Source organism: Leisingera sp. M527 (genome assembly GCF_025141525.1).
Classification (GTDB): Bacteria; Pseudomonadota; Alphaproteobacteria; order Rhodobacterales; family Rhodobacteraceae; genus Leisingera.
The window spans coordinates 581,411-595,314 of record NZ_CP081037.1 but is presented as its reverse complement, the minus strand read 5'-3'; the positions used below and the strand labels follow the sequence as shown (position 1 = coordinate 595,314).

Below are 13,904 nucleotides of genomic sequence, written 5' to 3'. Positions count from 1 at the left end.
CCCTTCCAGGCGTTTGCTGACGCAGCATTCGCTTGCAGGTGCGGCAAACTAATCGCTGCGTTGCAGCCGTTGTCGCGAGACCGGCCATTCAAAGTCACTCTGAGGCGCGGAATTCAAACCGTCCTTTCGCTGCAGCCAGGATCTGCCAACGAGGAGCGGACATTGTTGCCATCCGCTCTCTTGGTCTGGATGACCGCAGCCAGCCTGTTCTGTTGAAAAACCCGGGTTGTTTTGGGTGTTGAGTGCTGATTCACTTTCCGCGAGGCAAGCGGAGGTGCGTGGCAATGATGGGGCCACGGCAGGAAGCGCAGGGCGCGCTGTTCTATGAGTTCCCGATCGAGGATCATGTCCCGCAGGATCACATGCTTCGGGCGATAGATCGGTTCGTCGACCTGTCTGGCATCCGGCGGCACCTGGCTCCTTTCTACAGTCCGGCCGGCAGGCCGCCGGTTGATCCGGAACTGATGATCCGGATGCTCCTGGCCGGTTACACGATGGGCATCCGCTCGGAGCGGCGGCTCTGCGAGGAGGTGCATCTCAACCTCGCCTATCGCTGGTTCTGCCGCCTCGATCTGACCGGCCCAGTGCCCGGCCATTCGACCTTCTCAAAGAACCGGCCCTCTAGGCGATGCTTGCATCGCCTGCCGGGTGATACACGGCCGGTTCCGCGATAGCGATCTCTTGCGGCATCTGTTCGAGACGGTGGCCGCGCGCTGCATCGAGGAAGGATTGGCGAGTGGTCAGCGCTTTGCGGCGGATGCCAGCCTGATCCAGGCCGATGCCAACCGGCAGAACTCGTCGCCGCAAGCGGACTGGGCCCCCGAGAAGATCAACCCCGAGAACGCGCCGCGCGCTGTCAGGGAGGATCTGGCGGCGCTCGGCGATGCGGCCTTCGGCGCGGCCAGCCCGGTAAAGCCGAAGTTCACCTCGCATTCCGATCCGGCCTCGCAATGGGCCGGCGCACGGGGTGGAGCCGCCTATTTTGCCTATTCCACGAACGACCTGATCGACACCGGCAATGGCGTGATCCTCGATGTCGAGGCGACCCGCTCGATCCGGCAAGCCGGGGCCGGTGCCGTGCGGACAATGGTGGATCGGGTGAGCGATACCTTCGACCTGAAACCTGAACGCCTGATCGCCGATACCGCTTACGGCACCGGCGAAATGCTCGATTGGCTGGACCGGCAGCGCGGGATCGCCCCGCATATCCCGGTGATCCACTGCCCGGCAGGGCATTGCGCAGCAATGTCCCGAGAGGGGACAAGTCCGGGCGCAAGGACGGCACCTTTGAACGGGCCGGCTTCACCTAGGATGCCGGGAACGACGCCTGCATCTGCCCTGGCGGTAAGGAGCTCAAGCAATACCGGCGCGCGTTCACGACACCCAGATCGGGCGCCAATAAGGACGGCACCCTGCGCTACCGGGCCCGCAAACCAGACTGTGAGGCCTGTGCCCTGAAGCCGCGGTGATCCTCCCCCACTGAAGTGGCCCGCCGTTAGGTTTAGGAAAACGGAGGATCAGTGAACGAAGGTCCGGCCTTCAACAGACGGCCAAAAACGTGACAAAATCAAGCTGAGTTTTGCCAAAGGTTTGTGGCACGATATTTTTCCATGACTCTGGTGTAGGGGTGGTTAGTGACAAAAACGACCGTGTTTTTGCCGGGTGGTTTTTTCAGGGTTTTTTTGTCCATCTAACATTTCGTTTTTAACTTAACTCGGGAGAAGTAAACTTAGGGAATTCAATGACCCGTAAGCGCTGTCCCGGCCCCACGTTTTAGCGCCTATCCCGTGCTGCGAGATCTTGCACATCTCACAGTGGGGAGTTCGTTTCACAATGTGCGCTGCAAATTCGTTTCTCAAATCGTTGGGCGTGGAGATCTACGCGTCGGGTCACCGGCGGTGGCCGGATGAAGCCAAGGCCCAGGCAGTGGCGGATACGCTTAAACCGGGCGCGACGGTGAATGGCGTGGCGGCGCGGTCGCTGGAGGCGCGCTGCCCGGCTGTGGCAGAGTGACTCGGGCAGCCGAAAGCCTGCTCCCGGAGGGGTGGATCAGGGTATGGTCCGGCCATGTCCAGCGCCCCGCCCATCGACCTTTCTGCCATTCCCGAAGACCAGCGTGACGCTGTCCTGGCGGTGCTGCGCGAGCGGGATGCACTCAGGGAGGCCAACAAACGCCTGGAGCACCTCGTTGCCGAGCTGAACCAGGCTGTGCATGGCAAACGGCCGGAGAGGCTGAGCGAGGAGCAAGCCATTGATGCGCCATTGGTTCGAGCGACAATGGCGGCCGGCAGCTGGCCTTCGAGGATCTCGAGACCGCAGTGGCCGAGGTTGAGATCCAGCAAAACACGCAGACATCCACCGGTCCGGCGCCGCGCAAGCCAGCCCGCCGCAACCGGGGCAATCTGCCCAAGGATCTGCCGCGGATCGAGAGGGTGACCGAGCCGGACAGACTGGACTGCCCATGCGGGTGCGGTGAGATGCACCGGATCGGCGTCGTGCCGCAGGCACGCCTTTGGCGTGACGACCGCACCGAGCGGCTGGATATTATTCCCGCGCAGCTCCGCGTCATTCACTGCCCGGCAGTGCATGTTTACATGCACGAGAGGGGTCACTGCCCGGCCCAAGTATGCCTGCCGCGCCTGCGCCGAGGGTGTCACCCAGGCACCGGCCCCCGCGCATCTGATCGAGGGCGGTCTGCCGACCGAGGGCGCCATCGCGCATGTGCTGGTCAGCAAGTTCTCGGATCACCTGCCGTTATACCGCCAGAGCCAGATCCTGGTCCGCTCCGGGATCGACCTGCACCGCAGCACGCTCGCCGATTGGGTGGGGACAGCCGCCTTCCACCTCAGTCCCGTAGTCGACCGGCTGGCCGAGCACCTGAAGGGTTCAGGCAAGTTGTTCATGCCCTCTCGGCAGCATGCGTCGCATGCGCCTGCCGGGTAATAGACGAGACCACGGCGCCGGTCCTGGACCCGGGCCGGGGCCGGACAAAGACCGGATACCTTTGGGCGCTGGCCCGGGACGACAGGGGATGGGGCGGGAATGATCCACCCGGCGTGGTGTTCACCTATGCTCCCGGCCGCGCCGGGCAGAACGCGGAACAGATCTTGCAGGGCTTTGATGGCATCCTGCAGCTGCCCTCCCGGCAGCATCCTGCGGATGCGCCTGCCGGGTGACAGACGGCTATACCGGCTGCAACCGGCTGACGCGCCCCTCGCGGAAAGGCGGCGCGCCGGTCACCGTCGCGTATTGCTGGGCGCATGCCCGCAGGAAGCTGAAGGAGGTCTTCGACCGCGGCGGCACCGTGCTGGAAGCACGCCTCCGGCATGACGATCGCCGCCGAGGGGCTGCGCCGGATTGCGGAGCTTTACCGCATCGAGGGTGAGATCCGCGGCATGGGCCCCGGCCAGCGGCTGTCGGCCCGGCAGGCCCGCACAGCGCCGCTGGCCGCCGGGTTCGGAGAATGGCTGCAGAGCCAGCGCCGCCGGATCTCCTCAAAGTCGCGTCTCGGTGAGAAGCTGGCTATATCCACCGCCAGTGGGGCGGGCTGCAGACCTTCCTTCACGACGGCCGCGTCGAGACCGGCTCCAATGCCCCTCTCGGCAGATTGATTCGCAATCGCCTGCCGGGCAGCGGTGCGAGAACCTGATCCGCCCGATCGCCCTGACAAGAAAGAACGCACTTTTTGCCGGCCATGATGAAGGCGGCCGCGCCTGGGGCCGTATCGCTTCGCTCATCGCCACAGCAAAGATCAATGGCGTCGAGCCCTTCGCCTACCTCAAGGATACCCTCGAAGCCATCGCCGCAGGTCACCCTGCCAGCCGGCTCGACGAGCTCCTCCCCTGGAATTTCCAGCCGTCAAGCTGATCCCGCGTGGGGCGGGGGCAACGCTTACAAAGAGCCCGCTGAAGTTCAAGGGTTTAGCCCATTTCGCTGATGGCCGGTTCCGGCCTGTCCCTACCGCGGCGCCTGCTGCGTTGGCATTCGACGGCACTGAGCTCATTCTGACTGATGCTGCAGAAAAGACGAACGGCAGCATCAAAGGTTTGCAGAGCTTTGGATACCTGCAAGGCCTGAGACAGAGATCGGCGACCTGCAGACCTCTAGAAACCGGTCAATCAGCGCTGTTTGCACTGCTTGGCGTGAGCGGGCTATCACCACCCTGTAATGACCAATGCTTTCCTTGAGCGGCCGCGCAACGATGGGGTCGCCTTCAGTTGTGCAGTCCTGTTTGGGCGGGAAGCCTGCAAGCGTGAAACCGAACCCCTTGCCCACGTAAGCCTGCACCAGCTCGCGCGATTGGGACTGGAACGGAACCTCGGGGTGAACGCCCGCGGCCTGCAGCAGTTGCAGGTAGCTTGGCCCGGGGCCAGCAGGTGAGACGGAGATATAGGGCAGACCGGTCAGGTCGGACAGGCTGATCCAGGATTTCGCAGCAAGAGGGTGTGAGCCTGACAACAGAACCAAGGGCGGCAGCTCCAAAAGTACTTCAACCTCATGCCGGCCGGGATCGAACCCCTGGTCAAAGACCACCAGCGCATCCACCTCGCCAGCGTCCAGCGCGGCCACCAATGCCGGATAGTCTGCTTCCTTCACCTCGATACGAACGCCCGGATGGTTTTCGCGGAAAGCAAGCACCGCAGGCAGCACGATCTGCTGCGCCAGTGCGTAATGGGTGCCGATGTGGATCCTGCCAGCGCGGCCTGACGCAAGATCCGCGGCCCGCCGGTCCAGTGCAGCGGCCTGTACCAGCAGCGCCTCGGCCTGGGTGGCGAACGTCCCGCCAGCGCGGGTCAGCCGCATGCCTTGTGCCGGAAACCGGTCAAACAGGGTCAGGCCGGTGGCGGCCTCCAGCTTGTCCAGTGCCGAGGCGATGGCTGCGGCAGAGACATTCAGCTGCCGCGCCGCCTGGGCAATACCGCCCTGCCGTGCGGTTTCCGTCAGGTAGGTGAGTTGGCGAAGGGTGTAGCGAACCATTGGTAAAATCTCTCTTTGAAACAGATTAAATCAGTTTTTCCAGCTTTTGGGCAGGCCCTATGCTGCCTGCAGGTAACAGCGGAGGATATCATGGACATTTTGCCAATGACCGGCGGGCTAGGTGCGGAAATCCTGGGGGCGGATATCCGCCGCAGCGAGGATTTCAGCGCCATCCGGGACGCATTTGCGGAGTATTCGGTGATCGTGCTGAGGGGGCAGACCGCCGGACCGGGGGATCACCTGGCCTTTGCCCGCCGTTTTGGACCTGTGAATGTCAACCGGTTCTTCAAGCCGGTTGAGGGCCACCCGGAAATCGCCACGGTCCTGAAAGAGAAGGACCAGACAGAGGCCGTTGGTGAGGGGTGGCATACCGATCATTCCTATGATCAGGAACCGGCGATGGGCTCTATTCTTCACGCCATCGAGATGCCGCCCTATGGCGGCGACACGCTATTTGTCTCCATGGGCGCCGCCTATGAGGCGCTTTCAGAACCGATGCGCCGGTTTCTTGATGGTCTGACGGCCGTACACTCCTCGCGCCATGTGTTCGGCGCCGCCGCGATGGACAGCGAAGCCGTGAAATCGGGCCGTCTGGGCAATGCAGAGGCCGCCACCCAGGATGTCCGTCATCCGGTGGTCATCACCCATCCGCTGAGCGGACGGCGCGGCCTCTTTGTGAACCCGGTCTTCACCACCCGCATTGAAGGGCTGAACCCCGAAGAATCCTCGGCGCTTCTGGCCATGCTTTATGCCCACTGCCAGCAGCCAGAGTTTCAATGCCGCGTGCGCTGGCGGGCCGGTGACATTACCATGTGGGATAATCGCGCCACCTGGCACAAGGCGATCAATGACTATCACGGCTTCCGCCGCCTGATGCATCGGGTCACCGTTGAGGGCGGCCCGCTTGCGACCACTCCCGCAGCCTGAGTCTTAGTGAATGTACCGGTATGACTAACAACAACCCTCAGGCAGAAATCAGTCGCCCCAATGTTATCCTGATCCTCGCTGATGACATGGGCTTTGCCGATCTCGGCTGCACCGGGTCGGAAATCCAGACCCCCAACATCGACGCCCTTGCGCGGGGCGGCGTGATGCTGTCTGCGATGTACAACTGTGCCCGCTGCTGCCCGACGCGGGCGTCGCTTCTGACCGGGCTCTACCCGCATAACGCCGGCGTCGGACATATGGGCGCCAATCTGGGCACGCCTGCCTATCAGGGGTTCCTGCGCAACGACAGCGCCACCATAGCCGAGCATTTGCGCGCCAGCGGTTATGCCACACTGATGTCCGGCAAATGGCATGTGGCTGGCGACTTCGAACCCCGCAGCGTAGACCACTGGCGGATCGGCGATGTTGAGCATCCGACACCGCGCCAGCGCGGATTTGACCGCTTTTACGGAATCATGGACGGGGCGACGCATTTCTTTTCGCCGCATTACATGCTGGAGGACGACAGCCGGGTCGAAACCTTCCCGGATGATTTCTACTTCACCGACGCCATCACCCATAAGGCCATCGGCATGATCGAAGGCGCGGTGGCGGACGAAAAGCCATTCTTCCTCTACCTCGCCCATACCGCGCCGCATTGGCCGCTGCATGCCCACCCTGAGGACATCGCAAAATACGACGGCGTCTATGCCAAAGGCTGGGACCATTTCCGCACCGCGCGCCACGAAACGATGAACGGCCAAGGCGTTTTCCAGCGCAGCTGGGACATCTCCCCGCGTGACCGCACCGTGCATGGCTGGGAACAGGAAAAGAACCGGGATTGGGAAGCCAGCAAGATGGCCACTTATGCGGCGATGGTGGACCGCATGGATCAGTCGATTGGTACGCTGATCGCGGCCCTGAAACGGCTCGGGCAGTTCGACAACACGCTGATCCTATTCCTCAGCGACAACGGCGGCTGCGCTGAGTTCATGGCCGAGGACGGCTGGTCGAAATTCTACCCGGACAAAACGCACGACGGCAGGCAGATCACCATGGGCAATGTGACCGGCCTGCGCCCGGGCGATGCCCAGACCTTTCAGAGCTATGACAAGCCCTGGGCCAATGTCTCCAATGCGCCCTTCCGCCTGTACAAGCATTATGTGCATGAGGGCGGCATCTCGACCCCTCTGGTGGCCCATTGGCCATTGGGGTTCAAACCGCGCGGCAATGCCCATGCGGCCTGTCATGTGGTCGATATCCTGCCGACCATCCTGGAAGCCGCCGGCGCCGCCTATCAGACCGAGATGGGCGGCCATGAAATCCAGCCGCTGCAGGGGGAATCGCTGATGAGCCTTTTTCAGGGCAAGGACTGGCAGCGCGCGCAACCGATCTTCTTTGAGCACGAGGGCAACGCCGCGATCCGGTTGGGGCAGTTCAAGCTTGTGCGGCTGCATGATTGCCCTTGGGAGCTTTACGACATCGAAGCCGACCGCACCGAACTAACCGATCTTGCGGGCTGCAACCCCGCCTTGGAGAAAGATATGTTCCGCCAGTATCAGGCTTGGGCGCAAACCGCCGGTGTCCTGGACTGGAACGAAGCGCTGCCGAAACTGCTGGCGGCGTGGAAGATGGAAACCCCTAATGGCTGAAACTGATAGCTAAGCGGCTACTGGGCCCCGCTTGGAAAAAGACCGGTTTTTTTAACGTTTTTCGATGCGTGCCATGGCGCGAGGTATCGACGTGTACTGACTGTGGCCCGCGTTGGGAAACCCTGACAAGGAGGAGGCCGCGGAAGCTGGTCGGTGTCTATGGGGAAAGCGTTTCGCCGATGTTATTTTCCGGGAAGTGCTGACCGATTGGAAGCGGTTCTTTCCTTTGTGCCAAGAGCCTTGTTCAGCGCTGTCAGGCATCCGGGCATCGCCATTTCCCCGGTGCGCGTTGCTGGATGTTTGAGCTGCGGCATGATCCGGTGCAGGGCGGCACTGTCCAAAACCGCCTCACCGGCTCAGGCTGCTATTGAGCAATTTGATTTGCGTTCCATCATGCGGCCTGGTTCCTTGGCGGTGCGCGGGTGGTTGGTTTCTGGCCGCGCCGGAAGATCTCGATGATGCGCATGGGGCCACCGCAGTCAGGGCACGGCTCGCGCAGTGTGAGCGGGATGATCTCGGTGCTTTCCTTGGGTTCCGGCGTCTGTTCCACTTCAAGTAGCTGCCGTATTTTTGCGATATTGGCTTTGCGGGCGAAACTGGCCTGCAGGCCGTAGTGACGGATGCGGTGGAAGCCATCCATTGCCCGGCAGGCGATTTGGCAGAGCCAAATCTGCCGAAAGGGGGCAGGACGTGGATCAGGAACCGGCGGATGAACTCGTCTGTGCTCAGGCGCATGACCTTTTGGCGGTCGCCTGATTTGACGCGGTAGTCTTTCCAGCGTAAGGCCACCGTCTGGGCATCCGCGCTGATGAGGCGGCTGCTGGAGATGGCGCCACGGTGGGTGTAGCGGCTGAGATAGGCCAGCACCTGCCCGGATCCGCCGAAGGGCGGTTTGGCATAGACCACCCATTCGGTTTTGCGCTGCGTTGCGAGGTATCTGACAAAGGCCTCTGCATCCGCCAGTCCCTTCAGGTCGCCGAAGAAAGCAAGCTGCCCAGTGCGGTGCAGTGCCATCAACCCTTCGATGAACAGACGGCGAAACAGCCGCGATAGGACACGGACGTGTAAAAAGAACCCCGGCTTGCAGGCGCCCCATCTGGAGCCGTCCGGTGAAAGACCGCCACCGGGTACGATCATGTGAATGTGGGGATGATGCGTCATCGCCGATCCCCAAGTGTGCAACACGGACGTCATGCCGACACGTGCACCCAAGCGCTTGGGATCGGCGGCGATGGCCATGACCGTCTGCGCCGAAGCGCGGAACAGCAGACCATTGACCGCCTTCTTGTTCCAGTATGCGATCCGCGCGATCTCGGCTGGCAGGGTGAAGACTACGTGGAAATACTCGACCGGCAACAGGTCTTCGGCCCGCGCCGCCATCCAATCGCGCGCGGCTGGACCCTGGCATTTGAGGCAGTGCCGGTTCTTGCAACTGTTGTACGCGACATGCTGGTGGCCGCATTTGGCACAGGCGGCGACATGCCCGCCGAGCGCCTCGGTTCGACAGGCTTCGATCGCCGACATCACCTTGAGTTGCGAGAGGCTCAGATGCCCCGCATTGGCCCGCATTGGCCCGCAGATACGCAGGGCCATGAGCGCGGAAGATATCAGCAACTTCCAGCTTGGGGCGGGACAACCGCCCCGGACGTTACCGGGATCCTTGTCGGAGCGAATGGCGATGCAGTGTTTTGAGCGCTTCAAACGGGCTCACCGTGTTGCGGATCGTCTTCGTGGCAACTTTGGTGTACTGGGCTGTGGTCGTCAGCTTGGCATGGCCCAGAAGCACCTGGATCACCCGGACATCGGTTCCGGCCTCCAAGAGGTGCGTGGCAAAGCTGTGCCGCAGAGTATGCAGCGTGGCTGACTTTGAAATACCAACCAGATGTTTGGCCGAGTTGAAAGCCCGGCCCAGTTGCCTTGATGTGACCGGATTGATCTTGGGCTTGCCCGGGAAAAGCCAGCCCTCGGGTCGCGCCTCAACCCAGTACTCCCGCAGCAGGTCCAGCAGAGCGGGCGACAACATCAACTTGCGGTCTTTCCGGCCTTTGCCTTCATCGACATGGATCAGAATCCGGTCGCTATCGATGTCGGAGACCTTGAGATTGCAGACCTCTGAAGCCCGCAGACCCCCACCATGGGAAATGCTGAGCGCGGCGCGATACTTCAGACCCGGGCCGGGCGCTGCGGCGAGAAGTTCCGAAACATCTTCGACACTCAGCACCGTCGGCAGCTTCCGGGGCTGCGTGCGAAACTGCATGTACTTCTTCATGTCCTCGCGCCTGCAGGTCTTCCCGAACAGAAATCTCAGCGCCATGATCCGCGCATTGTACGTCGTTGGCGTCACGCCGGTATCGGTCATGTGCAGCTGGTAAGCGCGAAGATCATCTGGTGCCGCGGTATCCGGCGAGCGCTTCAGGAACCCCGCAAAACCCTTCACCGCCCGAATGCGTGCCTTCTGGGCTTTGTCGCCCATCCCGTGAATGCGCATGTCTTTAATCATCCGCTCGCGAAGCGGTGTCGTTCTCTCCTCTGTCATTGGAACCTCCTCTGTCGACTGAGAAAGCCCCAATCGTCAGACAGGTCAGCAAGATCGCAAAATGCTCACCGCTTCCGGTTCATCCCCTACATCAGCCACAAACGCCATTGCCACGCCAGCGGCTTCGTCCGCTCCTTGTGAATTGACCGTTCCAGTCTCGCTGCGCGCTGCACCAATGGCCAGTTTCATCGCCGCGTCACAGCGCCAGATTTTGAGCGCATGCAGCATTTCTTCCGTTGCGGGCTCGTGCAGAGAATAATCATAACGACCGCTCCGGGCTTATTCCGTTGAAAAACTCCGCATTGCCACCGCCCTGAAGTCTTCTTCAGCAAGGCGCGTTCTCCGCTCTTCATGCCGAACGGGGCGTTTGCGGTACGGGCAGCAGCTTTGCGAGCTTTCTGAGGTTCTGGACGGCAGCTGCGAGGTGGAACTCGTCCCGCGCGCGGCATGGGCCGCGTAATCGGAGCCGGTCAATCCCAAGGATCCGCTTCAGGTGTGCAAACAGCATTTCCACCTTCTTCCGGAGTTTGCAGGAGATCGCGTATTGCGTTGCCTGGGCGATTGCACGAGCCACATCGCGGGAGGGTTCATAGATCGACCGGGTCACTTTGCGCTGGGGAGCTTTCGGGCAGCAGCCTGGTTTCAAGGCACAGGCATCACAATCGGACTTACGGGCCCGGTAGCGCAGCATGCCATCCTGATCCGGCTTGGCTTCCCTCGGTTTTGAGAACGCCCGGCGAAATTGCCTGAGCTCCTTGCCGCCTAGGCAGATGTAAGCGACGTTCGCGGGGTCATAGGTGAAGCCGGCTCGCTCGAAGGTGCCGTCCTTACGGCCTGATTTATCTACCACCGGGATATGCGGTGCAATCCCTCGCTCTTCAGCCAGCCAGTTCAGCATGGGCCCGGTTCCATAGGCCGTATCGGCTATCAGCCGCTCGGGCTTAAGACCAAGAGTATCAGTGACCCGGTCCACCATCGTCCGTACGGCGCCAACCTCGGCCTGCCTGATCGAACGGGTGGCCTCGACATCCAGGATCACAGCATTGCCGGTGTCGGTCAGGTAGTTCGCGGAATAGGCAAAATAGGCAAGCCCGCCCCGCGCGCCGGTCCATTGCGAGGCCGGATCGGAATGCGATGTGAACTTCGGCTTCACCGGGCTGGCCGCGCCAAAGGCGGCGTCATCCAGTGTGTCCAGATACTCCCTGACTGCGCGCGGCGCATCCGTCGGGTCAAGCGTCGCCGGTTCCCAATCGTCCTGCGGCGAGGAGTTCTGCCGATTGGCATCCGCCTGGATCAGGCTGGCATCAGCTGCAAAACGCTGGCCGCTGGCCAGCCCTTCCTCAATGCAGCGCGCAACCACGGTCCCGAAGACATGCCGCAGGAGAACGCTGTCGCGGAAACGGCCGTGTATCACCCGGCAGGCGATGCAAGCATCGCCTAGAGGGCCGGTTTTTCGAGAAGGTCGAGTGATCCGGCACCGGGTCAGTGAGATCGAGGCGGCAGAACCAGCGGTACGCAAGGTTCAGGTGAACTTCTTCGCAAAGCCGCCGCCCGGACCGGATGCCCATAGCGTATCCCACAAAAAGCATCCGGATGATCAGTTCCGGATCCACAGACGGCCTGCCGGTCGAACTGTAATAGGGAGCAAGGTGCGGGCGGATACCAGACAGGTCCACAAACTGGTCAATCGCCCACAGCATGTGGTCACTCGGCACATGTCCCTCAATGGAGAACTCATAGAACAGCGCACCTTGCGCTTCCTGCCTCGGTCCCATCATCGCCATCAATCCCAGATACCAATGTGAAGATTGAATCAGCGCTCAGACCGCAAGGCAACCTTAGTTTTTCAACGGAATAAGCTCGTTCCAGGCTTTCGCTGCAATGACTCTCGGCGGCCGGTTCGGGCTGACTGCCGAGCCTCCCATCACAACAAGTTTAAAAAAGGGCCGCCCGCAGGCAGCCCTCTCATCATTCTGATCAACCGGATCCGGCTTATTCGCCGCCGCCCAGCTGGTGGACATAAGACGAGACCGCCCGGATCTGCGCCTCGGTCAGGCGGGTGTTCCAGGCCGGCATCACGCCATAGCGCGAATTGGTCACAGTCTCGCTCAGAGTCGCGTAATCGCCGCCGTAAAGCCAGATCGCATCGGCCAGATTCGGCGCGCCCTGGCTGCGGTCGCCGGTGCCGTCCTCGGCATGGCAGGAGGAACAATTGTCGGCAAAGACAACCGATCCGGCTTCAACCTTGGAGGCATCCTGCGCCTCGCCCGACAGCGACATCACATAGTTGACCACCTGGGAAATCTCTTCTTTCTCAAGCAGCTCGTCACGGCCGAATGCAGGCATCTCGGAATAGCGCGCATCGTCGCTGTCCTCGTTGCGGATGCCGTGGGTGATGGTGGCGTGGACATCCTCCACCGAACCGCCCCAAAGCCAGTCGTCATCCAGCAGGTTCGGGTAACCCTTGGCCCCTGCCGCTCCGGACCCGTGGCACTGGGCGCACCAGGTCTTGAACACGGCAGAGCCTGCCGACACCGCGTAAGCGTTCAGCTCAGCATCTTCCGCAATGGCTGTCAGATCGGTTGCTTCCAGCTTGGCGTTGACCGGCGCGTTGGCTTCTTCTACCGCGGTGATTTCAGCCGCCACGTCGGCGCGGGTCGACCAGCCCAGCACCCCGGCGGTGGCGCCGTTGATCAGCGGCCAGGCCGGATAGGCGATGGTGTAAAGAACGCCCCAGATGATGGTGGCATACAGGGTCCACAGCCACCAGCGCGGCATCGGGTTGTCGAATTCCTCGATCCCGTCCCACTCATGGCCGGTGGTGTTCGGATCGCCTTCGAACTTTTGCGATTTCTTGCTCATGCCCTCGCCTCCTTGGTCTCGGCGGGTTCGTCAGCACCAGCAGCAGGCGCCGGTGCATCATCATGCCGGAACGGGATGTCGGCGGTGTCCTGGTAAACCTTGGTGCTGCCCGGGCGGAACGCCCAGACCACCACACCGATGAAGAAGGTGAACAGGAACAGCAGCATCCAGCTGTCCGCAAATTGCCTGAGGAGTGTATAGAATTCCATCTGTCCCTCCTTAACGGCTCGCGTCCGGGGTGAAGGTCGAGAAGTCGACCAGCGTGCCCATCATCTGCAGATAGGCGATCAGCGCATCGGCCTCGGACACCCCCGGCTGGCCGTCGAAGTTGCGCACATTGACCTTCTCGCCGTAACGCTCCAGCAGCCCGTCATAGTCGCTGTCGGGATCGGCCTGGGCGCGGAAATCGGCCTGGGCGGCCTCGATCATCCCGTCGGTGTAAGGCGTGCCCAGCATTGCATTGGTCGCCATCACGTCGCCAATGTATTTGCCGTCGACCCGCTTACGCTCAAGAAAGCCGTATTTCGGCATCACCGATTCCGGCACCACGGCCTGCGGATTGCGCAGGTGGTCCACATGCCACTCATCCGAGTAGCGGCCGCCGACACGGGCCAGATCCGGCCCGGTCCGCTTGGAGCCCCACTGGAACGGGCGGTCGTACATCGACTCTGCCGCCAGCGAATAGTGGCCGTAGCGTTCGACCTCATCGCGCATCGGGCGGATCATCTGACTGTGGCAGACATAGCAGCCCTCACGGATGTAGATGTCCCGGCCCGCCAGTTCGAGAGGGGTGTAAGGGCGCATGCCCTCCACCTTCTCAATGGTGTTTTCCAGATAGAACAGCGGTGCGATCTGCACCAGGCCGCCAATGGTCACAACCAGGAAGCTGCAGATCAGCAACAAGGTCGCGTTGGTCTCGAGGATCTTATGTTTGTCGAGAATGGACATAG

General features: G+C 61.8%; 10 protein-coding genes and 5 pseudogenes. 7 read left to right on the top strand and 8 right to left on the bottom strand.

From position 1 onward, the window contains the following. Window positions 1-284 precede the first annotated feature (284 nt). The 5 genes and pseudogenes from K3555_RS03030 to K3555_RS24940 all read left to right on the top strand — a co-directional run. Window positions 285-1,466, top strand: a pseudogene (locus tag K3555_RS03030) (transposase); the annotation flags it as partial. A 367-nt stretch (window positions 1,467-1,833) separates the two neighbouring features. Further along, a complete protein-coding gene (locus K3555_RS03025; protein WP_260007340.1) occupies window positions 1,834-2,013 on the top strand; it encodes a transposase in 180 nt (59 codons plus the stop codon). A 305-nt stretch (window positions 2,014-2,318) separates the two neighbouring features. Next, window positions 2,319-2,369 (top strand): annotated as a pseudogene (locus tag K3555_RS24945) (hypothetical protein); the annotation flags it as partial. 15 nt (window positions 2,370-2,384) lie between these two features. Further along, a pseudogene (tnpC, locus tag K3555_RS03020) lies at window positions 2,385-3,611 on the top strand (IS66 family transposase); the annotation flags it as partial. After that, entirely contained in the window at window positions 3,511-3,867 is a 357-nt protein-coding gene (locus K3555_RS24940; RefSeq protein WP_409201671.1) for a transposase domain-containing protein, read from the top strand. The pseudogene tnpC and the gene K3555_RS24940, both read left to right, overlap by 101 nt. 171 nt (window positions 3,868-4,038) lie before the next feature. Here K3555_RS24940 and K3555_RS03015 read toward each other — a convergent pair whose 3' ends face one another. Further along, entirely contained in the window at window positions 4,039-4,977 is a 939-nt protein-coding gene (locus K3555_RS03015; RefSeq protein ID WP_260007339.1) for a LysR family transcriptional regulator, read from the bottom strand. Window positions 4,978-5,067: 90 nt separating this feature from the next. Between K3555_RS03015 and K3555_RS03010 the strand changes: the two genes are divergently transcribed. Beyond that, window positions 5,068-5,904, top strand: coding sequence for a TauD/TfdA family dioxygenase (locus tag K3555_RS03010; protein WP_102870935.1), 837 nt, complete (start codon window positions 5,068-5,070; stop codon window positions 5,902-5,904). A gap of 20 nt (window positions 5,905-5,924) precedes the next feature. Further along, complete coding sequence (locus tag K3555_RS03005; RefSeq protein WP_260007338.1) at window positions 5,925-7,556, top strand: arylsulfatase; 1,632 nt, start codon at window positions 5,925-5,927, stop codon at window positions 7,554-7,556. Window positions 7,557-7,947: 391 nt separating this feature from the next. Here K3555_RS03005 and K3555_RS03000 read toward each other — a convergent pair. The 7 genes and pseudogenes from K3555_RS03000 to ccoO all read right to left on the bottom strand — a co-directional run bounded on the left by K3555_RS03000 (window position 7,948) and on the right by ccoO (window position 13,902). Then, window positions 7,948-9,192 (bottom strand): annotated as a pseudogene (locus tag K3555_RS03000) (IS91 family transposase). Window positions 9,193-9,204: 12 nt separating this feature from the next. Then, on the bottom strand, window positions 9,205-10,092 hold the full coding sequence (locus tag K3555_RS02995) for a site-specific integrase (protein WP_260007337.1): 888 nt from the start codon (window positions 10,090-10,092) through the stop codon (window positions 9,205-9,207). 45 nt (window positions 10,093-10,137) lie between these two features. Next, window positions 10,138-10,320 (bottom strand): hypothetical protein, encoded by a 183-nt coding sequence (locus K3555_RS02990; RefSeq protein WP_260007336.1) that lies wholly within the window; start codon window positions 10,318-10,320, stop codon window positions 10,138-10,140. Between the two features lie 121 nt (window positions 10,321-10,441). Next, a pseudogene (locus tag K3555_RS02985) lies at window positions 10,442-11,870 on the bottom strand (IS1182 family transposase). Window positions 11,871-12,084: 214 nt separating this feature from the next. Beyond that, complete coding sequence (ccoP, locus tag K3555_RS02980) at window positions 12,085-12,954, bottom strand: cytochrome-c oxidase, cbb3-type subunit III (RefSeq protein ID WP_260007335.1); 870 nt, start codon at window positions 12,952-12,954, stop codon at window positions 12,085-12,087. Continuing rightward, on the bottom strand, window positions 12,951-13,163 hold the full coding sequence (locus K3555_RS02975; protein ID WP_259989940.1) for a cbb3-type cytochrome c oxidase subunit 3: 213 nt from the start codon (window positions 13,161-13,163) through the stop codon (window positions 12,951-12,953). The genes ccoP and K3555_RS02975 overlap by 4 nt, the downstream gene beginning before the upstream one ends. Before the next feature lie 10 nt (window positions 13,164-13,173). Continuing rightward, window positions 13,174-13,902, bottom strand: a complete 729-nt coding sequence (ccoO, locus tag K3555_RS02970) for a cytochrome-c oxidase, cbb3-type subunit II (RefSeq protein ID WP_129369760.1) — start codon at window positions 13,900-13,902, stop codon at window positions 13,174-13,176. Between the last annotated feature and the right edge of the window lie 2 nt (window positions 13,903-13,904).